22 protein-coding genes are annotated in these 23,674 nt (G+C 39.3%); 5 read left to right on the top strand and 17 right to left on the bottom strand.

The features are described from left to right. Positions 1–72 precede the first annotated feature (72 nt). From rnhC to I6N96_RS14540, 4 genes are all read left to right on the top strand, one after another. Entirely contained in the window at positions 73–1,011 is a 939-nt protein-coding gene (gene rnhC / locus I6N96_RS14525; RefSeq protein ID WP_209558281.1) for a ribonuclease HIII, read from the top strand. A 70-nt stretch (positions 1,012–1,081) separates the two neighbouring features. Further along, the gene (locus I6N96_RS14530; protein ID WP_209558282.1) at positions 1,082–1,513 is read left to right on the top strand and encodes a GNAT family N-acetyltransferase; all 432 of its coding nucleotides are present in this window, start codon (positions 1,082–1,084) and stop codon (positions 1,511–1,513) included. A 66-nt stretch (positions 1,514–1,579) separates the two neighbouring features. Beyond that, positions 1,580–2,425 (top strand): AraC family transcriptional regulator, encoded by an 846-nt coding sequence (locus tag I6N96_RS14535; RefSeq protein WP_245186990.1) that lies wholly within the window; start codon positions 1,580–1,582, stop codon positions 2,423–2,425. 192 nt (positions 2,426–2,617) lie between these two features. Then, positions 2,618–2,764 (top strand): 50S ribosomal protein L35, encoded by a 147-nt coding sequence (locus I6N96_RS14540; RefSeq protein ID WP_209558284.1) that lies wholly within the window; start codon positions 2,618–2,620, stop codon positions 2,762–2,764. Between the two features lie 72 nt (positions 2,765–2,836). Here I6N96_RS14540 and I6N96_RS14545 read toward each other — a convergent pair whose 3' ends face one another. After that, the gene (locus tag I6N96_RS14545; RefSeq protein WP_209558285.1) at positions 2,837–3,493 is read right to left on the bottom strand and encodes a GPP34 family phosphoprotein; all 657 of its coding nucleotides are present in this window, start codon (positions 3,491–3,493) and stop codon (positions 2,837–2,839) included. A gap of 155 nt (positions 3,494–3,648) precedes the next feature. Here I6N96_RS14545 and I6N96_RS14550 point away from each other — a divergent pair, with 155 nt between their 5' ends. After that, the gene (locus I6N96_RS14550) at positions 3,649–4,503 is read left to right on the top strand and encodes an Rgg/GadR/MutR family transcriptional regulator (RefSeq protein WP_209558286.1); all 855 of its coding nucleotides are present in this window, start codon (positions 3,649–3,651) and stop codon (positions 4,501–4,503) included. A gap of 166 nt (positions 4,504–4,669) precedes the next feature. Here the strand turns inward: I6N96_RS14550 and I6N96_RS14555 are convergent, their stop codons facing one another. From I6N96_RS14555 to pnuC, 16 genes are all read right to left on the bottom strand, one after another. Continuing rightward, the gene (locus I6N96_RS14555) at positions 4,670–5,407 is read right to left on the bottom strand and encodes a hypothetical protein (protein WP_209558287.1); all 738 of its coding nucleotides are present in this window, start codon (positions 5,405–5,407) and stop codon (positions 4,670–4,672) included. Between the two features lie 36 nt (positions 5,408–5,443). Next, positions 5,444–6,427 carry a DUF5067 domain-containing protein gene (locus I6N96_RS14560; protein WP_209558288.1) on the bottom strand — a complete coding sequence of 328 codons (984 nt, stop codon included), beginning with the start codon at positions 6,425–6,427 and terminating at the stop codon, positions 5,444–5,446. Next, positions 6,420–9,026 (bottom strand): YfhO family protein, encoded by a 2,607-nt coding sequence (locus I6N96_RS14565; RefSeq protein WP_209558289.1) that lies wholly within the window; start codon positions 9,024–9,026, stop codon positions 6,420–6,422. Before I6N96_RS14565 ends, I6N96_RS14560 begins: the two co-directional genes overlap by 8 nt. 22 nt (positions 9,027–9,048) lie before the next feature. Beyond that, positions 9,049–9,648 (bottom strand): signal peptidase I, encoded by a 600-nt coding sequence (gene lepB / locus I6N96_RS14570; RefSeq protein ID WP_245186991.1) that lies wholly within the window; start codon positions 9,646–9,648, stop codon positions 9,049–9,051. Positions 9,649–9,669: 21 nt separating this feature from the next. Continuing rightward, on the bottom strand, positions 9,670–10,473 hold the full coding sequence (lepB, locus tag I6N96_RS14575; protein ID WP_209558290.1) for a signal peptidase I: 804 nt from the start codon (positions 10,471–10,473) through the stop codon (positions 9,670–9,672). Between the two features lie 22 nt (positions 10,474–10,495). Continuing rightward, positions 10,496–11,173 carry a hypothetical protein gene (locus I6N96_RS14580; protein WP_209558291.1) on the bottom strand — a complete coding sequence of 226 codons (678 nt, stop codon included), beginning with the start codon at positions 11,171–11,173 and terminating at the stop codon, positions 10,496–10,498. A 21-nt stretch (positions 11,174–11,194) separates the two neighbouring features. After that, positions 11,195–12,286 carry a WxLIP family cell surface protein gene (locus I6N96_RS14585; RefSeq protein ID WP_209558292.1) on the bottom strand — a complete coding sequence of 364 codons (1,092 nt, stop codon included), beginning with the start codon at positions 12,284–12,286 and terminating at the stop codon, positions 11,195–11,197. A gap of 349 nt (positions 12,287–12,635) precedes the next feature. Beyond that, a complete protein-coding gene (locus tag I6N96_RS14590) occupies positions 12,636–13,397 on the bottom strand; it encodes a WxL domain-containing protein (RefSeq protein WP_209558293.1) in 762 nt (253 codons plus the stop codon). 32 nt (positions 13,398–13,429) lie between these two features. Further along, positions 13,430–14,236: a WxL domain-containing protein gene (locus I6N96_RS14595; protein WP_209558294.1), complete on the bottom strand. Its 807-nt coding sequence runs from the start codon at positions 14,234–14,236 to the stop codon at positions 13,430–13,432. A gap of 3 nt (positions 14,237–14,239) precedes the next feature. Then, positions 14,240–14,617: an LPXTG cell wall anchor domain-containing protein gene (locus tag I6N96_RS14600; protein WP_209558295.1), complete on the bottom strand. Its 378-nt coding sequence runs from the start codon at positions 14,615–14,617 to the stop codon at positions 14,240–14,242. Positions 14,618–14,635: 18 nt separating this feature from the next. Further along, on the bottom strand, positions 14,636–17,326 hold the full coding sequence (locus tag I6N96_RS14605) for a WxL domain-containing protein (protein ID WP_209558296.1): 2,691 nt from the start codon (positions 17,324–17,326) through the stop codon (positions 14,636–14,638). Positions 17,327–17,359: 33 nt separating this feature from the next. After that, entirely contained in the window at positions 17,360–18,697 is a 1,338-nt protein-coding gene (locus I6N96_RS14610) for a pectate lyase-like adhesive domain-containing protein (protein WP_209558297.1), read from the bottom strand. 141 nt (positions 18,698–18,838) lie between these two features. Beyond that, positions 18,839–19,531, bottom strand: a complete 693-nt coding sequence (locus tag I6N96_RS14615) for a response regulator transcription factor (RefSeq protein WP_209558298.1) — start codon at positions 19,529–19,531, stop codon at positions 18,839–18,841. A 418-nt stretch (positions 19,532–19,949) separates the two neighbouring features. Continuing rightward, entirely contained in the window at positions 19,950–21,062 is a 1,113-nt protein-coding gene (locus tag I6N96_RS14620; RefSeq protein ID WP_209558299.1) for a tyrosine-type recombinase/integrase, read from the bottom strand. 603 nt (positions 21,063–21,665) lie between these two features. Next, positions 21,666–22,457 (bottom strand): NUDIX domain-containing protein, encoded by a 792-nt coding sequence (locus I6N96_RS14625; protein ID WP_209558300.1) that lies wholly within the window; start codon positions 22,455–22,457, stop codon positions 21,666–21,668. Positions 22,458–22,800: 343 nt separating this feature from the next. Then, positions 22,801–23,640 carry a nicotinamide riboside transporter PnuC gene (gene pnuC, locus I6N96_RS14630; RefSeq protein WP_209558301.1) on the bottom strand — a complete coding sequence of 280 codons (840 nt, stop codon included), beginning with the start codon at positions 23,638–23,640 and terminating at the stop codon, positions 22,801–22,803. Positions 23,641–23,674: the final 34 nt, after the last annotated feature.

Raw genomic sequence — 23,674 nt, forward strand, 5'->3', positions numbered from 1 at the left:
CATTTTTAAGTTGCCTCTTTCATTTTCTTCAATTTTCTTTTACCATAGAGGAAATGAAAGCGAGGAAAACGGATGTCAAATCAAGTAATCAAAGTATCTAAAGATACCTTAAATAAAATGAAGCAGACCTATCAAAGAAATCTGCTGAATAAAACTGTTCCCTATACTGAGTTTGCTGCAAAGGTGGGAGCCGTTACCATTACTGCTTACACGTCAGGAAAAGTCATGTTTCAAGGTAACGGGGCTGAAACAGAAGCGGCAAAATGGGGAGCTGTTTCTACTGCCCCTTCTGGAAAGTCAAACGGAAAAGCAAGTGGAAAAAGCAGCGGCAGCTTGCCTGCCGGCTTTGCCCAACGCTCAGCAATTGGCAGTGATGAGGTGGGCAATGGCAGCTATTTTGGTCCAGTCACTGTCTGTGCTGCTTATGTTGAAAAAGAGATGATTCCAAAGCTTCAAGCCTTAGGTGTGCGTGACTCTAAGGAATTGACTGACACGCAGATCGTCAAGCTTTCAAAGGTTATCAAAGAGCTGATTCCTTATCGTCTCTTAATTATGGAGCCTAAAAAATATAACGAAATACAACCAAAATACAATGCTGTTCATATGAAGGTTGCCCTGCACAATCAAGCAATCTATCTGCTGCTTCGTGATCTTGCACCAATCAAACCCGAAGGGATACTGATCGATCAATTCACTCCGGAAGGAAACTATCGAAAGTATGTCCGCGATGAGAAGAATCAAGTAACGGAAAAACTATACTTCATTACCAAAGGAGAGCAATATCACATTGCTGTTGCTGCAGCTTCAATCATTTGTCGTGCGGCCTTCCTTGAAGAGCTGGATAAAGAAAGCAAGGAGTTGGGCTATACAGTCCCATCCGGTGCCGGAGCAAAATCAGATCAGGTTGCTGCTCGTATTCTAGACCAAGGCGGTATGGAGCTGCTTGCCAATTACGCAAAGCTGCACTTTGCCAATACTGCTAAGGCACAAAAAATTGCTGAGAAGGGATAAGACCTTCTTATACAAAAAATGAAAAAACAGCTTTGACTGACAAAAATCATTATACAGGGAGGAAACAATAATGGAATTAAGAGAAGCACAGTTATCAGATGCCGAAGCATTGCATTTTATTAATCAAACATCATTAGGCTATGATTATCCACTAGCCCAGACAAAAGAACAGCTGTCGGACTTGCTTGAACAAACTGACAACAAATTGATTGTATGCAGCATTGATAATCAGGTATGCGGCTATATTCATGGTGCGATTTACCAAACACTTTACGCACCAAGAATGATTAACATTTTAGCTCTCTCGGTCGACAATGACTTCCATGGCAAAGGCTGTGGCAAAGCGCTGATGACGGCGATGGAAAAGTGGACCCTTGATGTTGAAGCTGAAGGTATCCGTTTAAGCTCCGGGGAAAACCGAACCGCTGCTCATCGCTTCTATGAACATATCGGCTTCACGAAACGAAAAAATCAAGCGAACTATTATAAAATACTTCAATGATTCAACTGTTTATAGGAATACACAAAACATAGCTTCTTTACTAACGAACAGAGGCTCTTTGAAAGGATGATTGATTTGAACAAGCAAGAGATAGTAAACAGAAGTATCGATTATATTTTGCTTAATTTTGAAAAAAACATTACAATCGACGACTTATCAAATCAGCTCCATATTTCAAAATATTACTTTTGCAGAATTTTCAAAGAGATAACCGGAGAGAGTGTTTATGCTTTTATTAAGCGGTTCAAAATGGAGCAAAGTGCCATAGAACTCAAAATCAACAATAATCAACTGCTTTCAGAGATTGGCTTAAATTATGGTTACAGCTCTACAAATTTTAGCTCTGTCTTCAAACAACATTACCATTCTTCACCATCGGACTATAGAAAACTAGCTGGTCGCTTAAGTACAGTGAACCCCTTTTATCCGGAAATCATTGAATGCTTTGACTCCTATGAAGCGTTTGACAGTAAGGTTCAAATCAAGGAGCTTGACAGCTTCTATATAGTATACGAGCGGACGCTGGGAAACTATGTCGATTTAAAAGAAAAATGGCAGCAATTTATTGATAAAAACAAGAGCTGTCTGAATGAAGGAGACCTTTTAATAGAGAGATTCTATAGTGACCCTTCCTCCACCACACTTCATAATAATGTTTGCGACTTATGTATACCCACTGTCGAAGCTGAGTCTTTTGAGGAAAATTTTGACGTAATAACCGGCGGAAAATATGCTGTTTACCCCTTTAGCGGAAGTGTTCAAGATATTTTTAGAGAAATCCAAGGATTATTCAGTATTTGGCTGCCTAAAAGTCCCTATCAAATGACCAAAAAATATGGATTAACGATTTACCGAAGAGCCGATTTTGAAAATGACCATGTCGCAATAGATGTTTGTATCCCTATTAAATAAGGCAAGAATTCAGAAGTTTATAAAAAGACTTTTTTCTATAATAAAGATGATTCAAGACAGAAGATTCTTTATAAGAAAATAGTCTTTTTTATTATCCTATCTATTAAGGAGGTACCTTATATGAAGACTGTCCGCGTAGTTCCTCCTTACCCCATTCGATACTAATTCAATGACAACTAAAGGAGCTTAATTATGCCAAAAATGAAGACACACAGCGGCTTAAAGAAAAGAGTCAAAGTCTCTAAAAGCGGCGAAATTAAAAGGAAAGCCAAGAGCACAAAGGGATCAACCCACCTTGCAAAAGCTGACCTTCATACCGTTAAAAAGGCGATTCGCTAAAAAATCTATACCTATTTATCGAATGAAAAATCGGATGGCCAGCTGAGCCATCCGATTTCTATTATTCCTTTATTATACAATCGCAACAACCGCCAGCATTACATACATCTGGTCAATGACATTCATCATTTTCTGGACATCTTTTGCTAACGGGCTGTGCTTCAATTCCTTCAAATCTTCTTTCATCACTTTCTGGTCGTGCTTAGATAAGTATTGTGCCAAGGCATTGGATTTTTGCAGCAATAACACTAACGTCAACTGATCTAGGTGTTCATCGACATTATCAAAAGCCCCCTTCAACGAATCAATAATCTCTCCTATTTTGGCTTCATCAGCAAACCAGCTGACTTTTTCACCTAGAAGCCCGCTTTCCTGTTTCTTTTGAATGACGCCTTTCTCCTCCAGCCTCTGCCGAATATTTTGTATCAGCAAATTCAGCTCTCTATCAAGGAAGGTGCCCCCATACGCATCAGCAATTTTTTCAAGCGTTCGTTTTTTCATCTCGTATATTTTTGCAGCCAATGGTGCCAGACTTTGGTAGTTTTCCGGTATTTCTGTCTCTAAAAGAACGACTTGGCTTTCTTGGATTTTGAGTATCCCTGCATTCTGCAGATCCAACAGACCTGCCATGACTAGACTAACTTTTCCATAGTCATTTAATGCACCGATCGTCCCCTTTTTCGTCATCATCAATAAGAAAAACTGTTCACTAATCGTTAAATTTTTCATCGTCATCACTCCTCTATTTGACTATAATCATAACAGCTGATCGGTCGAAAAATAAAAATCAGAAAAAATTTATTCAAAAAAACTTTTTCAGCAATATATTTTTGATAAAATAGAAGAGAATGAAACTATAGTTTCAAAATGAAAGGGGGAGTCATTTGGAATCTACAGGAAAATTCTTCAAAAAAATTAGAGAAGAAAAGAATCTCTCTGTCAAAGAAACAGCAGAGGATATCGTTACGACACAGTTTCTTGGAAAATATGAAAGCGGAAACAGCGATATTCGTTTTACGAACCTGCTGCAGCTGCTCTCTAGAATGAATGTGACAACGGAAGAATTCATAGCCCATATAACGGATAATATGGACAGTTGGTTGTTGAAGATCGAACAGGAACTGGACGCAGCCTTTAATGCAGGCAACTCATTTTTGATGAAGACATTTATTGAAAAGCAAGAGGAAGAATTCGCTGAAACAGCAGATAAAAAATATAAATACATCGCTGATATAGGGAAAAAATACTACAACTACATTTTCTTTCAGCTTTATACCGTCGATCTTAGTGAAATCAGAGGTTACCTACGTGAAACTGAGCAATGGGGAAAATTCGAATTGTTTCTGCTGACTTATTCCGGTCAGCTTTTTGAATCAGAAGAAGCCTTTATTTATGGAAAGCAGTTGTTGAAACGAAAATCTACTTCAGTCACTATCAATCAGTGGCGTTGCGATGGTGTGCTTCATATCATTCTGCAGCTGATAAGGGTAAATGACTTGAAAAGAGCAAAAGCATTGCTGGATGGTTACCTGACACAAATTTCCAGTGACAGAGAGTTTTACTACCTTCATTACGACTTGTTTGCCCGATTTGTTCAAGGGCTGTTTCTGATACAAAAGGGTGAGCACAAGGGAAAGGAACAGTGCGAGAAAATTATTGATATTTTTGCGGATACTTTAGGATATATGGATTATGCCAATCGTCTAAACACTCTTTATGACTATTACGGGTCAAGCTGAATGCTGCTTCCAATTAATAAAAAGCAATCAGCCGCCTTCCTTAGTGAGGAAAGCGACCAATTGCTTTTTTATTGATCAGAGCGATCATCTAGTTGAATCGTGTTTCATAAAGATGATTGCCCACTATCAAGTTTTTTTGAATGCATTCCTGAATTTTTCTGACAGGTCACTTCAGACTGTAGTTCTCCATAATCAGAATCACTTGGGAAACAACTCCGGCTTCATCTCTTTTTACGTATAATTTTTTCCCGATGGCCTTTTCCGTCTCAGACGCTTCAAGGGTGTCGTACAAAACAGTTAGCGTGTCTGATTGCTGCAGTACTTCGGATAGCTTTACAGAGAAATCCTGTTCAGCAATGTTGTATACACCGCTTAATTGGGAAATCAGCTTTTTCAAATCTTTTCCGTTGAATTTTCCCGTAGTAGTCGCATTCGTTATTTCAATAGACTCTCTCGAAACATAAGCCTGCTCCTCTTCCTCATCATAGGTATAAAGAGTTTGGGTTTTAACATACATCGGATAATACCCCTCATTTGTTTTAAACGTCCAAAATTCTTCATAGCTCGCTTCATTTTTCTCTGACATCACAGCATACTGAGTGTCCTCAACCCACTGCTCGTTCGGCGTTGCCAACTGTTCCAGTAAAACCTCTGAAGCCTTTTTCAATGTTTCTGTATAGGACAGGTGCAATTTTTCCACCAATAAATCATCGGCTTCCTCTTTGTTTAAATCAGTAAAGCTATAATTATAAAAACCTGAATCCCTTGATTTTGACCAACTTATTTTTTGGTCTTCTGTTGTTAGTTTCTTTGCAGCTGATTCATTACAAGCTGTCAGCAACATGCTTAAAAATAAGATAATCAGCATTATTTTTAAATTGTTTTTCTTGCGGCAAAAAATCATCAAGCTCTCCTCTTCTGCTCTCTGTCATTAAACCCTTTAGTCATCAAACGTACTTAAATCCAAGTGGATCTCCTCATCACGTTCAAATTCATCTTCGTTAAATTGAACCTTCACTATCCGCTCATTTTTATCCGAAGATACTTTATAAAAAGCAAGACCCTCCTGCTCTTGTCCCTTCAAAACCTCTTCATCGTTTGTCACAGCTAGCTCTTTCAGGTTGCCAGCCTCTGCTCCCTCTGGAAAATCGGCTTGAACCAGCTTCGTTTCTCCCTGAGTAAGGATTGCTTTCTCATACCAAAGTGCCGGAGTTACTACAGTATCCGTCTTATTCATGATTTTGAATCGTACGGCTAGATATTCTTGATCATCCACAGTGATTTTTCGATAGCCGGTCACATCAAATCGAAGAGCATCATTTTCAGTATACAAGCTGCTGCCTGCTGTCTCAGCAGAAGAATCAGCTGTTGCTGTTGTTTCTGCCTCCCCGACTTCCCTTAAACTATCTGCTGACTCATTCAAAATCTCCACGCGCTTCTCATAATTTCGATCATCGGCTGAATAGAAATTGATTTGGACAACACTGTGCTCGGTCACAAGATAATAAAAATGCGCCCAGATACTTTCATCCTTGAAATTTGTATTTACAGTATATTTAAATGCAGGATAGCCGTTCACTTCATATTCCTTCATGAAAATATCCTCTATATTTTTATAGCCATGAACCTTCTGCAATTCTTCCCTTGTTTTTTCCCCAAAGCCTTCAAGCTCGATCTCTTCTTTAGGAAAAGTCAAAACGTACATAAACGAATCACTTTTTTCATCCTCAGCACCAAAAACAGCTGCCTCACCAAAATTATTTTTGTATACGGATGCCTCTTGCTGCTTCCAAGAATCCGGCAGCTGGAATTCATAGTGATACCCTGACCCATCAAATACTGCTTTTTCCTCTGCCAGCTTTGCCGAACAACCGCTCAAAACAAAAAGGAACAGCATCATCATATATAACCTTTTTTTATTCATTTACAAGACCCTCGCTTTTCTTCTTTCTTCTCTCATACCAGGCAAATCCCTGAAACACAACGAGACAACTTGCAAAAAGCACTGCACCGATTTTAAAGCCTTGAGGTAGAAATACAAACTGAATCTCATGTTTACCGGCCGGTACTTCAAGAGTTAGAAAAGCCTTTTTAAATGTCGGCATCGTTACCTTTTTCCCATCAATGTAGGCACTCCAACCAGCATCATAGGGAATAGTTGTAAAAATCACCTGATCTTCCTCTAAATCAACCGTTGCGGATGCTGTTCGCCCTGTTGTTTGAAAAGACACACCCTTTTCCTGAATCGCTTCGACTGCCTTTTCAAAATCAACTGTATCAATCAATAAAATATCCGGTTTATAAATTTTGACCATACCCGCACCAGTAAAGGATGCCGTTACCTGCACAGTGGTTCCTTCCTCGTAATAACCCAGATTATAGTACTGACCTGTTGACGATATCTTTGATTCTCTAGTCACACCATTTACTGTTGTCTCAACACTACTTTCAAACATATAGCTCATATCTGTAGGATACAAGCTAATATAGGCTTGCTGCTTTGCCGGCACGTAGACTGACCAAGTGATTGTTTGAGGGCGAGTCGGACTGATTTCCGTGTAAACCTGTTCCTTCCCCGAGGAAGTGACTGTTGTATTTTCTAACGCCACTTGTCTAGGCTCAATAATCTTTATCCCAATGTCCTTTACACCGGATAAATGAGTGAATAAATCAACTTGATTCTTTACAGCATCTGTTCCAAATATTTCTTTATCTGTCAGCATCCCCAACGGCAAGGCGTATTGGTTTTCATATAAACTATACGCACCGCTCTCTCCGATTTTTTGGAATCCGAACTTCATCGGCTCTTCTTTTGAGATGTTGTACTTGATTCCCAGCAAAGCATCCATCAAGAGTGTGTTGTTGGCATAACTGATATTCAAATTGGTTCCAAGCGAACGATAGCCAAGACCATTCAAATAGGCCGAAGAATGACGATTTCTAATAGAAGAAAACATCGTCACACCACTATAACCATAATTAAAACTATCATTGAAGGAGACCTCATCTAGGTTCTCCAAGCGATACAACGAATCATTTTCCGCCTTCGTCCCATCTACCAGCTGCTCGATATCTAAATACGGCTCTGTATAATATTCCCGTTTGGGATAGCCCCAGTCTGATCTGATCCCCGCAACCATCCCTTTCGTATTAAAGAACACTTCTACAAGCATCAGAGTCAATAATAAAATGGGCGCAATCTTTTCCAGACGTCCCTTCGTTTTATAGACTGAAAGAAAAATCAAGTAGGTGACCAATAAGCCAATCGTTACATACAGCGTTTCATTGGTAATGTAGTTGTACCTTTTCGGATTCGAAAAAAGAATGGCAGCAATGAACAGCCCTCCTAACGAAAGGCAAATATTGAATAATTTATTTCGATCTTCTGTTTCATAAGCTTCAAAGCCGTAGCACCCCAGCAGAATCACTATGAATGAAGCAAGAAAACTGAATCGGAACAGAAACATATTTGGTGCGTGGAGACCATGCCACAACAAATTCAACGGCTCAATATAAACGCTGGCAACAACTAATAATAGAAGAAATCCATAACCAATCTTGCTTCGCAGTGAAAATTTTTTCGATACAAAATAAAAACAGCAAAAAATCAGCGGTATCAATCCGATATAGACAAATGGAGCTGACTCATACTTACTAGTGTCATACGTTCCCACCATATTTTTTACAATAAAATCCCAAATACCGGTATCCTTCGTAAAGAAATCCATGACTGTTTCCAATGATTCCCCGTTGTTTTTCAAATCCATGATTGTCGGTAAAATCGTTAGCATGGATGCACCACCAGCAGAAAGCGCGGCAATCAGATAGGAACGAATACTTTTCTTATGTTGCTTCCAGTCAATAAACAACTGTACAAGATAAAACAAGAAAGAGAACAGACCTACAATAAATGCCATATAGAAATTAGACAAGAACAGCAGCAGATAACTCCAAAATAATACCTGCGGACTCTTTCCTTTCAGTAAGCGATTGATGCCTAAAATGATCCATGGCAGATATACAAACGCATCCAGCCACATGATAACCGGCGAATAAGCAACGGTATACCCCATCAATGCATACGCAACACTGAAGGAAATATATTGCCACCAAGACATCTTCTTAAATGTTTGTGTGGCGAAAACGCAAAATGACAAACCAATTGCCCCAAATTTCACCAGTGTAATAACATACAGCGCATCCGGCATCGCGCTGTTATCAAAGAAGAAAACCAGCGGCGTAAACAAGCTGTTTAGATAATAGGCAGAAAATGACCAGTAATTTAGTCCAAGCGATCCGTACCATGTATAAAAAATATTTTGTTCTCCATGCAAAACATTGTTAAAGCTCGCATGAAAATTGGAATACTGGGAAAAACTGTCGCTTGCAAGCAATGTCTGCTCACTGCCAAAATAGATCCCGTTCATAGCGTAGACAATAACCAAAATAGTGATTGGTAATATAAAGCTGGCTAGCAATGCTATGTAGTTATTCTTAATATAGCTCCCTATCTTGTTTTTCATATATTCCTCACATTCATTTCCATTAATTTATAGTCCCTATACTCGAAAATGGATAGTAACAAAAAACTGCTGTCCCTTCGACCTGCTCTGATCGAATGAACCCTAAATGGCGACTATCTGTTGAATGAGTTCGATTGTCTCCCAGCACGAAATAGCAGTCTGCAGGGATCACCTCTAAATGCTCCAGCTCATTCCAGACTTTTTCTGTAATTGTTACCTTCACCGTTCCATCCGGTAATTCTTTAGCAGGAAGATCACGCTCTGGTTCACTATCTTCCATCTGATAATTGATGAATAGGGCATTTCCCTCAACCCAGATTCGATCCCCCGGCAAGCCGATCACTCGCTTGATGTAGGATTCGTCTGGTGTATCATCCGGCGTAAATGTAATCAAATCATATCTCTTCAGCTCATCTGTTTTCCACACGACGACACGATCGCTATTATGCAAGGTGGGATTCATTGAGTTACCGTCAATCCGATGTGTACGTACCTTCAAAAAAAACAAAAGCAGTAAGCCGACGATACAAATAAAGAAGAAAGCAGAAATAAGTAACTCTTTCTGCTTTGCCGGAGACTGTTTCTTTAAACGCAATTCAATTAATTTCTTTCTTTTCATCATTCAGCAGATCCTTATCTAATATTAAAAAACTGTCATTGTATGGAAAGGGAAAATCCGGAACTTTACTACACCGACAATCTCCTTTTCCGATACAAAGCCGAAATGGCGACTATCTGTTGCATAAGGACGATTATCCCCCAGTACAAAGTAACTCTTTTCAGGAACTTGTTTTTCTTTTGTCAGTTCAAACAAGGTAAAATCTTCTGTAAATTGAACGTCACCATTTTGTGCCATTCCAGCAGATAGATACCGTTCAACTTTTTCTGTTTCATTGATATAAAGCTGATCCGCTTTATATTCTAAACGATCTCCCGGCAAGCCGATCACTCGCCTGACGAGAAGCTCATTTGTTCCAGGCTCTTTTATGCACACCAAATCAAAGTGTTCGATTTTTCCTAGTTTGTTTACAAACAATTGATCCCGATCATTCAGAGTCGGTGTCATAGAATACCCTTGAGTTTGAACAACCTTAAAGGTAAAGAAAGAAACCAGAAAAAACAGTCCTAAGAAAACAGCCAGAGTGAGACTGATTTCCACCATAAACAATTTTAGTTTTCTTTTCTTCAAACGCCCTGAGGAGCCACTCTTTTTCTTCCCATTAGGTTTCCTCTTGGCTTTTAATTGTTTCTGCTGAGCCTGTTTTTTCAATGGTTTCTTTGTTGTTGGTTTCCGAGCCTGCCGCTGTTTTTCCGACGGGTTCTGCCTTTTTTTCTTCCTTGCAGTTTGATTCTCTTTTTTTTGGTCGGCAGAGCGTTCAGAAGAAGCTGTCTTTTGCTTCTGCCTCAGCTTCTTTTTCGATTGATCTCTTTTATCGTTCTTTTTCATATCTATCACTTCTTATGCTGAATCATTTTTTCTGCTGCAGGGCACTTTCATTCACTTGATACTCCTTGAATACTTTTTGCTGACTTGTTTTCACTTTGTCGATATCCGCCAAATATGTTGTTAATTCCTCTTGGTTTTCCAAGATTTCCCTTGCCTTTGCATTCAGATTGATTCCTAAATTTTTCACTAAATTGAAATGTCGATTCACTAACTTCTGACCATCAACAGCCATTCCAACATAAGCTGTTTCTGTTCCCGCACCTGCAAGCTGCTGTGATAAATCACGAATATTTTTAGTTGTCTTTTCAATAGAAGCGCCATTTTTGTACGAATCCAGCTGACCTTCAATTTCATCAATAAGATAATAGCTTTTCGCTAAAGCAGCTGCATTGGATGAACTCAAACTTGTCAATTGATAATGCCGTGCATACCCTGCACTACCGCCAAGTAGTATAGATACAATGATCAGTAAAATCCCATTTCTCATTCGTTTCTTTTTCGTCTGCTCTGTCTTCTTACAGATTCGTTGCCATTGCTTCCTCTTTTTCTTGTTTTTAGGTCTTCTAGCTTTCATCTTTTTTAAATGTCGTTTAGAAGCAGCGCTAAGGAAAAGAGTCAGAATTCCCAATAAGAACAAAAGAATTCCAAATGACAGCAGACCTATGAAGGTCAAATCCAGCATACTCATATTCAAATCCATAGATCGTCCCTCATTTTCAAACTATTTTCTATTCCCCTTTTTAGAAGGTTTACGCTTCCCTTTTTTCTTCCCATTCTTCTTGAGAACAGTACGCACAATTACAAAAATAATTAAAATGACTACTAATGCTCCACCAACAATCGCCGCAATCATTTTCCAGTCGATCGTTCTTTCCTGAAGCAGCGATACATCTTGTCCATTAAATTTATCTGCTTCTTCATCGGTAATGGTAAATGGTTCTGTCCATTCCCAGCGTTTTTCACCGGCAGTTACTAAGACATACGCCTTATAATCTCCCGGCTCCATTCGATCCCCATTCATCGTGACTGGAAAGTTGATCAATGTATTCGGTGCCATATCCATTCCGGCCTTTTTCGTATCGTAAAGAACTTCTTCTGAGTCGGCAGGCATGATCTGAACATCTACTGTCATGTCTCGTAGAAATTCAGCTACTGTATTCGAAAAATTGATAAAAACAGCATTTCGATAATTCGACAGTCCAGCATATACCGTATTCATGGTTAAATCCGGCTCCAATACTGTTTCATTTTCCTGCAGCACCATTCCGACCATGTACGCGTACTCATTGATGATTCCGCCTTGACTGTCAGTATGATCTACCTCTTGCTTTAATTGGACACCACCAACAATCTGTCCATCATAGGACGCTTCAGGCATCTTGATTGTCAGGTAATAAGGAACAATTGAATTTGCCGGCAGGACTACCTTATTTTCTCCGGTCACTATATCAGTAAATTTGTACTTCAGCGATTTATCATCTTCTATGTCGGTTGGTCCGTATTCAATGACTCCATTTCCATTCGTTTTCGTTCCATTCAATGAAATATCAATAGTCATTTCCTGAGGAGAATCATTGATCAGCTGAATTTCTACTGTTTGCTCCTGTGCCGGTGTCATCATCAAATTGAAATACCCTACATCTCTTGTATGTTGATTATCCGGGAAAACAACCTGGTAGTTAAATCCGCCTAAAGGATCTTCGGTCCCGCTTTCGGTTGTTGTTTCTTCTGCATATGTAGTGATACCCCCAATAAAACTTGTAACTATGTACAGAAGGAATAATGGCCATAAATAATTTCTACTTCTCTTCATCGCTCGGTTACCTTAATGCCTTTCATATTTTCAACAAGAAGAGTCTGGGGCATTAGTTTGATCCCAGCCTCTTCTTGTATTAGATGCGAATAAACGACGAGTTTGGGACATCTTGTAACGCCCAAACTCTTGTTGTGCTAAAAACCGAATAAACGGCGGGACAATCTCTGTGCTTCGAAAATCGCAACGAAGTCCTTCAATCCTTAATAGCTTTGCTATTTAGAAACTGAAAATATCGGAGCAACGTCGAGTGATATTCGCAGGCACAAAGCGGCTTCATACATCGAGTATTGCAGAACCGTAGATGCAGAAACAACTTCTGTCCCAGCCTCAATTTTATCGTTTCAGCTTATTTTACGTCTGCTAAAGTCCAAAGAACTTTCGCTGTATATTTTGTTTCAAAAATTTGTGCAGCTCCGTCAATGTCCAATTTCACTGCATCAGTTGCAGTACCAGCATCGTAGTCACCAAATGTAAGCTCGTAATCGCCGGCTCCTTTATCAGCTTCAGTGTTTTCTAAGAATTGCACTGATCCGCCGCCTACTGATAATTCAGCACTTGTAGCAAATTGAGGATTTGCTGGTTGTAAATGACTTGCATCAATAGATCTTAGTTTCAAGTTTTTGAATGTCAATTTAGATCCAGCTAATGTTACTGGTGTACCATCTACAGTACCAGTAAATTCTTGAGTCATTTCAGCACTCAATGTATATTTACGGTTCAATGTTGAACGGTGGTCACGGAATTTAACAAAGTTTTCTACTTTGTATGCATCCGCATTTCCAGCATTCGCTTCGAATGGAAGTGCAAAGTATTCACGTGTAGCAATAGATCCTGCTACCACTTCATGAGAACTGAAATCCAATGGAGTTACAGCCATGATCCCGAAGTCGCCTGGATCAGTAACGCCAGGAATATTTGTGATTGTTGAATCTTCTGTACCTGGTTTAGTGATTGTTGTTCCAGGTCCTCCATCTGTGTTACGTGTGAATTCAATGTATGCATCCCCACTGTGTTCAAGGTTATTCACCGCTTGTGTATTTGGTGCTGCTACTGCAACTGCCGCTACTGCTACTAAAGCAGCTCCGCAAAGTTTGTGTGTCAATTTCATTTGTATTTCCTCCTAATGTGTGTGTATGATATTTATGGTAACTCGGCTAATATCCAAGTTATCACCGTTGAGTAGGGTACCGGGTCGACAGTTGTGCCTCTCGGTACAGTTAATTTTATTGCGCTGTTTTCATGAACTTGCTGATTGTTGAATGACGCATCTAAAAGAGGCGCACCATCCTTATCAACCTTAGGGGTCAGTGTTGATGCTTGACCATCCGTATGTTCAGGCGAAGCACCGAACGAAATACTCCAGGTTCCCGCTCCGCTGTTTTTTCCAGCAGTTGCTAGTACATACGTATCACCAATATTGTTCAAGCGAATGACTTCGCTCGAAACAACAGGGGCACTCGTTTTCGAATTCGGTGTGCTCGTCCATGATTTATCAAATGACAATACCGCTCCATTTAATGAGCTGTTTGTCGTGTTCGAATTAGTAAATTGACTTTCCTGTCTTACTTGCAGCGTCCAGCCTTGAGCTGTTGCTGTCGTCCGGTAATCGGAAACCTGAATGAAGTTCCCACGCGGACTGGTGTCATCTAAAAACAATTGGGCATTGACTGGATAGGAAACTTCCTTGTCCGAGATAATGTTGGAAGAAAAATTCAGTTGAGGGACAAAATCGATCCTCAGTCTTCCTGTTGTGCTCGGACTTTCTCCCGGATCAACTGGTATTTCCGGATGTTCCGGATCAACGATATGATCGATCTCTGTTCCATTTGTAAATTCAATGACCCCATCTTGATTGACCCCTTCTTCGGCTGCAGCTGTCTTTCCACAGAAAAAGAGCAGAGAGGTTGAAAACAATACAACAGCTGGAAGCAGTTTAGTTATCTTCATATGTTAATTCCCCTCTCTCTTACTGTTTTCTTTTCGCTTCTTCAAAAAGAAGAAGAATAGAACAGCGGCTATGACAGCTACTCCGCTAATAGACAAACTCACCTTTACCAGTTCGCCTGTTGAGGGAAGCTTGCCGCCGGCCGGCTTCTCAACAACGCTTGATTCTGTTGTTGATGGTTCCGGCTCTGAAGTAGCTGCTGTAGAGGAATCTGTCGGTTCTGTCGTTGAAGACGAAGATGTTTCATCATAAAAAGTGATCACACCATTCGTTTGAACAGCCCCGCCGTTTCCATTTGCTGCAGCATCCATCGGAAAAGAAGGCAGTATACTCAACACCAGGAAGAAGGAAGCAATTATCAAAGCAATCGATTTTTTTCTCATTTCTTTTCTTCCCCCATCCTATGGTGTATTCGCCAATACATACTGCATTGTTGCCTTATATTTACCCATCTTATTCACAGCTCCTGCGGGAAGCTCCAGCTTGAAGCCTTTGCCTGCAGGAGTCCAAGTTGAACTCACATCATATTGCCCCTCGTGTGTTTCAGAAACAATATCTCGTAATTCTTCTGTAATGATCACTTCTTCGCTGCCTGTATCATAACGAATAGCATCTGCCAGTACGTATGCCATATCCGGATTTTCTTCATCCGGAAGTAACGGCGACAGCAGCTTAACAGATAATGTCCAGCCATTTGCCACGCTGCGATAATCGGAAACGATCAATTTATCCTTGTTATCTACATTGTCTGCTGCGGTATAGTTTTCATTTTCAATCAAGCTTGGATTATCTACCTTTACCCCATCCGTTGCTGTTACAGACTGCTTGCGGAAATCCAGAGTCGGTACTGATTCCAATTTCAGCTGACCAGTAAAAATATATTTCACTGTTTTTGCCGTACGTTCTACAATTACTGCAGTCTCATCACTTGGACGACCTGTATCAAGTAATGTATAACGTCCTGTGGCAACAATTGCAGAGATTGCGTCAGTCACACTTGATTCTAAAGTTAAATCAAGTGAAGTCCCGACTTCCTTATTCGTCAATACAACTGGTGCTGCTTCTTGTACTACAGTTTCCACACCTTGTTTTGACATATAATAAAACTCTACAGTCACAGTTCCAGCAGCCTTGGTAAGAACGTATTTAACCTCTGATCCGCCTTCAACAAACTCCACAGCTGCTTCGTTTGTTGGTCTGCCGTCTGGTTGTTTGATGTCATATCCAGCAAGAGTCAACGCATCTAGAACATTCGTTACATCGTCTTCCCTTGTTAAATCTACTGTTTCTCCAATCACGCCAGTAATTACAACTGGAGTGTAGCCAACAATATCATTTCCATCTGCATCAACAAAGCGAACAGTCAGGTCGGCACTCGCTTGCCCCAGCGTTACTGGGACAGCAACGGTTGTACTCACACCTTGTTTCGTCGTTAAAACAACATATATTATTTTCTCGCCAGGTGTAGAAGTATCAGGTAGTCTAGTATCATCGATCACAATACTAGTGATTTCATCAAGTGGAATATTGCCTGTATCAACAGAAATATTCTCAATCAATGTATCTTCAATTTCCTGTTGCGTCAGACTGCCAAAGTCCGTTCCTACTGGGTAGGCAACATCTTCTCTGGCATCAGCTGATGGAACGCCATCATATCTGACCTTCGCCTGTGACTGTCCGTCAACTACTTCTGCTTCCAACGTTCCTTCAAATTTAATGATGCTTATATTTGTTGGATCGTTGTATTTGTAAGAGGTGGTTGTTTTAGGACCGCCTTCTTCGAAAATCATATGACCATCATCAACGCCGCCGGTTTGATAGTTGTACAGTACTTTATCAAAGCTGAACTTACTGTTCTTTTTAGCGATCACCTTGATTTCATAGATCTGACCGTTAAAAGCATCAGAAGTAGGATCAATAGCTTCCAGAACTGCTTTATTGTCTGTCATTGTGATGTTGAAACGTCCGCTAACATCTTCTGAACGTCCAAATTCATAAACCTTGATCGAATCGATCGAATAAAAATCCGGCGTTTCAGTATTGATGATTACGCTGCTATTTCGATTTTCCTTCTTGTTATCCATCACGTTTTGTAAAATGGAGTAACGTAGTTCTAAATAATCTGATTCTGCATTTCCAGCTGAATTCTTCTCGCCAATAACGATTGGGGTTGCCGGAGCAATCCGAGCCAGAGACTCATTACTGTATAGTACCCCCATTCGATTATCCGAAGTTCCTCTGAAAATCATGTTTGTTGCATAGCTATTTCCTGAATACAAATAGGTCAAACGACTTTTTTCATCATTCATATTCTCAGTTTCACCGTAAAGTTCCAGCTCTCCAGCTGCCGGAGTATCTGTTTTGTAACCAATCCAGCTATCTTGCTTGACATAGATATTTTCAAAATCATTTTGGAATGGAACGGAAACAGACTTTAAACTGTTGATGTTGTTGTAGTTCCAACTTCCTTTGATATTAATTCTTGCACCTGACTGGTCGTAAAACTCATAATGATACTCTGCAGTGTCACCTGTTGTATACGTATCATAAAAACCAGAATTAAACAGACTACTACTTCCTACCATGAAGTAGGCTTCTTCCCATTTACTAATGCTCCCAGTTGGAAGCTGAGAAGTGTTGCCCTTTTCACTTGGATTTAATGCAAAGAAGTTGAAATAAGGATTGTTTTTAAAATTTAACGAGTCAATCACTAATTTGACATCAATCTTTTCACCATTATAAAATCCGGCATTTCGAATCCAAACACCCTGTTCAAGGCTGGAGCCCTTCGTAAAGCGATAGATATTGGATTGTGAAGTGCGGTACTGTGCCACTTGGCTTGGGTTGATTCCTTCATATGTAGTATCATCCTGAACTTTCAGCATAAAGCCGTAATCTCCCGGAATCTCTGCATCTGAACCGCTGTTACCAACCTTATTGACAGAAGGATTTGCTAAAATATCTTCATATCCTTGAGACACAGGAGCCGCTAAAAGCGACTGCTGTGTACTGAAGTAATACATAAGATTAAAGGCAATGATGGAAGTCAAAGATAGAATAAACGCATTTCGTTTCGATATTCTCTTTTTCAACTCAGAACCTCCTCATTTGTATGATTGAATCAATTAGTTAGCACCGTTACCGATTTTGATTTTTCCGTAATTTTCTAACTTGATATCTTTTACACCTTTACCAAATGTTGATAATGTTTGGCTGTTGCAAAGCTTACCAAAGCTGATTGAGAAGTTTCCACCATCGAATCCATAATCTGGTGTGTCCGGATAAATAGCTCCTCTTTGGTTCCACGCAAGAATCTCACCAGTACCAAAACCATTGATTGTTGTGTTTGTTGAGTAGAATAGTTTAGAATTTGCTTTGTTGTTTGTTACTTCAAAGTTCTTAGGATTTTCTAAGTTGAATGAAGCACCTTTGTATTCACTCTCAATAACACCTTTTGTACTGTTACCAGTAACTACTAATGAAGAGTTTGAATCTAAATTAACTTCTGTGTTGTAATATTGTAATTTCATCGCTGCATAGTTACCGCCACCACGGCCATTGAAGTTCGCTGAAGAACCATCTTCAAGGTTCAAGCTAGGGTTTCCGCTCTTATAATCTGCACGTGGAATGAATTGGAAAGCAACACCTGCTGCATCAACATTCAATTCTGCTTTAGATTTCAGCGTTACTGTATCTACCTTGTCATAGAATACTGGGTAGTAATAGTTAACTAAGCTTTGAGGTCCAATCTTCACATTTACTTTTGCATTTTCGCCGATTGTTACTTCACCGGTTGCTTTGCCGTTGATCAATGCACCATTGAAGTAGAATGCTGAGAACTGAGAATGATCACGGTTTGCTGCAGTTCCTGTATAAACAGAATCAGCTGCAAATTCCAAATCATGTACCCAAGCATTTTCAGCTCTTGTATTGATTACGTTATTTCCTTCAAAGGTTAATTTACCTTCACTTAAATGAACAAAACGTGCACCATCGTAGTTTACGTTTTGAGCAACAACATCCCAACCGTAGCTTGAAGGACCATTTCCTGCACCACCTGTGAAGAAGCGTCCGTCGCCGCTGTCACCAATGATTCGTGCGTTTTTGATAGTTAGTGTGTTTCTACCTTTTGTATTTTGTTTTCCGTAGATAGAGAAGTGACCGGAGTTGATAACGACTCCCTGACCTTTTCTTCCACGAATTTCAACATCACGATTTGGAATATCAGTAATATTTTTATTGAAAGAAATGCTTGAAGTCACAACGACCACATTCACATTTGCATCTTTCAATGCAGCTTCAAACTCCCCAACTGTAGATACTTGAACTGTCCCCGCCGCTGCTTCAACACTTTGCGGTGATAAAAATGGAACTCCTTCCACACCCAATGTTGTTACAGCACCTAATGCAAAAGTTGCAGCAAGTGTCAAAATACCTTTTTTAAGAATGTTTGTCTTTTTCAAACTGTTCTCCTCCTAAATTTTTGTAAAGTGTTTTTTGCCTGAAACCTTAGTAGTTCCTCCCTCCTGGCTGTGTGTGTGATTAGCCAGTTTCGCGGCAGATTCTGTAGCCTGAACGATACATTAGTGTCTCCCCCTCCCATTTTAAATGACAAGCTTATATCCTAAGGAACGGACATTTTTAATATATCTCGGTTCCTTTTCATCCTTCTCAATTTTCTTTCTCAAGTGGAATATCATATTGCTGACACGATACCTGCACGGTTCACCATTTTTCCAAACATTCTCATAAATTTCCTCATACGTGACTGTTTCCTGTGCATTTTTGTGCAGATATTGAATGACCATGAATTCCAGTTTTGTCAATTCAACCTCTTTCCCATCCTCCAAAACAACACTCAGATTCTTTGGAAGAAGTTGAAAATCATGGCTGTCTTCCTTTTCATCTGTATGCATTTCTCGGTTTAAAATCGCTTGACTACCACTTCGTTCTAATGAATTTCTCACGATTAAACTAAACTCATCAAAATCATCTGAACTGTCCGCCACACCATTTGCTCCTAATTGCAGATAAACAAGTCTGATTGATTTAGGAACGATCACTTCCGGCGATAAAACCCAAATCAATAGATTAGAGCTCTCCTTAAGCTTCATTAGCAAACTGCACACCCAATTGATATTGGATGCCGTTTCTTCCAATACAACTCCGTCTAATAAAGAATGATCAAGAAGCTCCTCTTCGTTGAGTTCATGGAATTTGTATAATTGATCATCCAAAAAACGATCAATATATTCACTTTTTTGATTCTTTGATACCAAATAACCGATGTGATACATCCTATCTCCTCCTTCATCTCATCGCCTTAGAACTACTCAAAAGAGTTTTGACTCCACAAAATAACCCATTATGGGTTATACTTTAAATAAATCAGCGGATAGCAACATTCATATTGTGCTTATTTGGCGGTCAGCGAATATGAAAATATACTGGATAAAGAGTTTGTAGATTGTATTTGTATACTATTTCATTCACATTTTTTCTTTTATGAAATGAGTATAGGAAAAAGGCTGGTAAAGCTCATTTTAATAACAGTGCTGATCCTATCTGACCATTTTTTGACGACGTAAAATCAAAAGAGAGAACCGGCTGATAACTTATCCGGCTCTCTCTTTTTTTTATGAATTGGGTTAAACCTTACTGCTAAACTAAAAAAAGAAAACAAGAGGCTCTCCCTCTTGTTTTCTTTTTTATGGATTAGTCACTTTCCAGCTGACGGTCGATTCGTGTAATTGCCTCCATTCTATTTTCCCACATCGAATCTGCGTAGACATCAAGTGTCATCTTTGTAGAGGAGTGACCTAGGAGTTTACTAACAGTCACAATATCGACTCCCTGCTCAATACAGCGGGTCGCAAAGGTATGCCGCAGCATATGAAAGTGAATAGAAGTCAGCTCTGTCCCGATTAACAGCTTCTTAAACCGATAATTGATCAATCTCGGTTCAGCATAGCTACCTCGACATGAAATCACATATTCAGAAGTAGATTTCTTTCTTTTTTCCAACAGATATCCCTTTAGATTGCCTGCAATAGGAATCATTCGTTTAGACGATTTGGTTTTAGGAGAATCAATGATCACCTGTGTCTTTCTCCCCTTTTCAACAGCATTCGTTCGATACAGAGTACGATTAACAGCGATTCTTTTATTATCAAAATCAATATCCGACCATTTTAGTCCACTGATTTCACCAATCCTCATTCCTGTATACAATGCAAGCAATACAGCAGAACAGTTTGGCTCTTTCAATGAAACCTTCTCCAACCATCGCTGCTCTTCCCGAGTCAGTGCTCTGACCTCTTGCGCATCATTTTTCTTGAGAACGATATTCTGACAAGGATTTTTCAACAAGTGATTATCTGTTACAGCTTGATTCAATGCGCTTTTTAGTACAGTAAGGATTGACCTGATCGATGAACTTGAGATATGCAGCTCCTCCAAGTAAGTGATAAATTCTTGAATTTCAGCTGTTCGTAGATCAATCAGCTTGATCTGTCCGAGAAACGGTAAGATATACTTCCTTATCCTTAATTGGTAGCTTGAGTAGGTAGAAACTTTGATCCTGCCTCGCATCGGGCCGTTCAACCAAAACCACAGCCATTGTTCCAGCGTGCCTTCATAGATCTTTAAGCTGCCGTAGCTGGTAATATAGCGAACTTTCAGCTCAGCTAATCGCTGCTTTACAGCTGTATACTTTCGACCATATACATATCCATAAACTATTTTTCCCTCTTCATTCCTCGCCTTTATGTATCTGCCTTCCCAGCGCCCGTCTTTTCTCTTATAAATATTTTCTCCTCTTCTACTCATAAAATAACATCCTCTCCAAAAGAAATTGACGGCTTATTTGACGGCTTAAAAATATGATTGATTTTTCAGTGTTATTTTCAACACTTCTATGAGTTTTATGTTGTTTTATCCAAATAAATAAATGTTTTTATCGTTTTTTCAAAAAAAATATCGAAAAAAGCCTTTTTTTGGTGTAGACTATTTGTAATTAATACGTTAAAATGATTAAAGAATTGATTAAACGAGCGGATACAACAATCTATTTATCACATTTTTTCCTATACTCATTTCATAAAAGAAAAAATATTACGTAATTTGATATAATTATCACAAATTCAATAATATAACAGATATTATTATATGTCCACCTAAATTATCACTTTTCTTTAATAATACAACAGTAAAAAAAGCGTAAAAGGGACGACCTTCTACGCTTTTTTTGTTTTAATAACATTTCTTTATACTTTAGAATTATATTATAGATAGAAAAATCGATAACAATTCTAATAAACTTCTTCTGAAAAAATTCGGAGATTTCTTTTTTTAGATATAAATGATTTCTTGTGCTATATAAAAGAACAAATCATGAACAATTGTCATAGTTATTTTTATCATCCACATTTCTTAATTGAAACGTTTTAACTTATATATTTTCCTAGGCCGCCCCTTTATCGGCTTTGTTTCAAATCCCATGTCAATAAAGAATTTTCCGTGTGTTTTACGAAAATTGCTGTTATCCAGCTCCTGCAGCGAAATACCTAGAAATTTACTATAAACCTTCCTTGCTTCAGTCAATGTAAAAGTAGCTCCCAGAATTTGCAGAACCGTCGGAACATAATCCAGCCTGTTTTTGATTCGATGTACAGCCTCTGTAATGATTTCCTTATGATCGAAGGCCAGTTCATCCAAAGGAATTTCCTTTTCATTATAAAAGAGCTGCGGTGTTCCTTCTCTATCTGCCCGCAGTGTGACCCAATGTGCTTCTCGTGCGTCGTCTCCTGCCGTTACCTTCACAGCACCCATATCAGGTAGATAGGTCAAGTGAGCGACAGTGATTGTCCATGCTCGCGGGTCCCGATTTGGCGTAGCAATTGTTTTCAATTGTTCTACATAGTTCTCATCGAGAGTAATACCAACTTCCTCTTTGACCTCCCTCAGTACAGCCTCTGTTGTATCCTCTTTTTTATCCACAAAGCCGCCTGGAAGTGCATAATGACCTCGAAAGGGATTTGCTTTCCGCTTGATCAACAGAAGCTTCACTTCATCTTCATTCCAGCCGAGAATGACATTGTCAACTGTCACAGAGGGCTTTTCATATTTAGGCAAATCTTGTTTTTGATACCATTTCAGAAAATCTTCCTGATTCGCCTGCTGCTCATAATACTTCTTTTCTTCTGCGTAATTATTGAACTTCATTTTTCTTCACTCACTTTTACTTCAATTTTTAATTCACTGGGTCAAAAATATATATAAAATACTTAACGATGATGCAGGAAACAAATGGAGTTCCTTCTACTTTATCACCCGAGAGCTGAGCAATCAGTTCGGCTTTTATTTTATCCAGCTTTGTGAGCTGACTTCTTCGGTAATAAGCAGACTTGCGGCGAGGATTGGTAATCCTCTTTCGCTTGTCTTTATTATTACTCAGAAGTCAATCAAGCTCACTCAGTTTTTATTTTATCCAGCCTTACTGATTAGCTCCTTCGTCAATAACTTGAACTGTCCTTGAGGGGATTCCCCCTCTACAGCCTGTTCTACTTTATTGCTCGAGAGCTGAACAATCAGTTCGGCTTTTATTTGTCCAGCGAATGTATCCTACTATTGAGTTTACTAGAAAGACCCAGTACATGACAACCATTTCTAAGCTGGCGCCCCACCATAAATAGATACTGAAGACGTTTGTTCCAATCCAGAATAGCCATTGTGCTGAGTATGAGCCGTTCATCAGCCATTGTCCGACATAGTTTGTTCCATCAGTAACAGAGTCACGAAATGGACGGTTTGCACCAATGCTCCGATAGATGAAGCCAAATAGGCCCCAAATGAAAGTCATTCCGATAATCGCTTTGATCCAGCCGGCAACAGATAATCTTTTGGGCTTCACGTAAGCTGTTTCTGCGTTCCCATCTTCTTGCTTATCAAGATTCAAAAGCCACAGGTAGGTTCCTGTAAACTGCATTAAAAAGAAATAAATCGACGTTAGTACCTCGCCATAGAACCCGCTGATAATACTTAAATAAAGATAAATCACTACATTGATTGTACCAAAGAAATAATTACTGATTTTCCCCTTAGTTACGAAGATAACATTGATGATCCCTGTTGCACCAGCAATCATTCCTAAAAAGCTGTCAGGTTGTTTGATATAAACGCCCAACTGAATCCCAACTAAAACCACTAAATAGAGAACTTCAAGAGGCTTCCATCCCAAGAAGATATCCTTGAGCAATGCGAATAAAACACCTTTTGCGCCAAGCTCTTTCGCCTGCTTCGCCAAAATTGAAAGATTTTTACTGATTTCCATCCCTTTATTTTTCCAATAACTTCCCTGTAATCTTTCTGCTGCCCAATATTTGATCCCTTTAACTGTTTCCATCATTGCCACTCCTTCTCTTCTACATATTCTTTTAAAC

This window comes from Enterococcus larvae, assembly GCF_017830045.1.
In the GTDB taxonomy this organism is placed as follows: Bacteria; Bacillota; Bacilli; order Lactobacillales; family Enterococcaceae; genus Enterococcus_L; species Enterococcus_L larvae.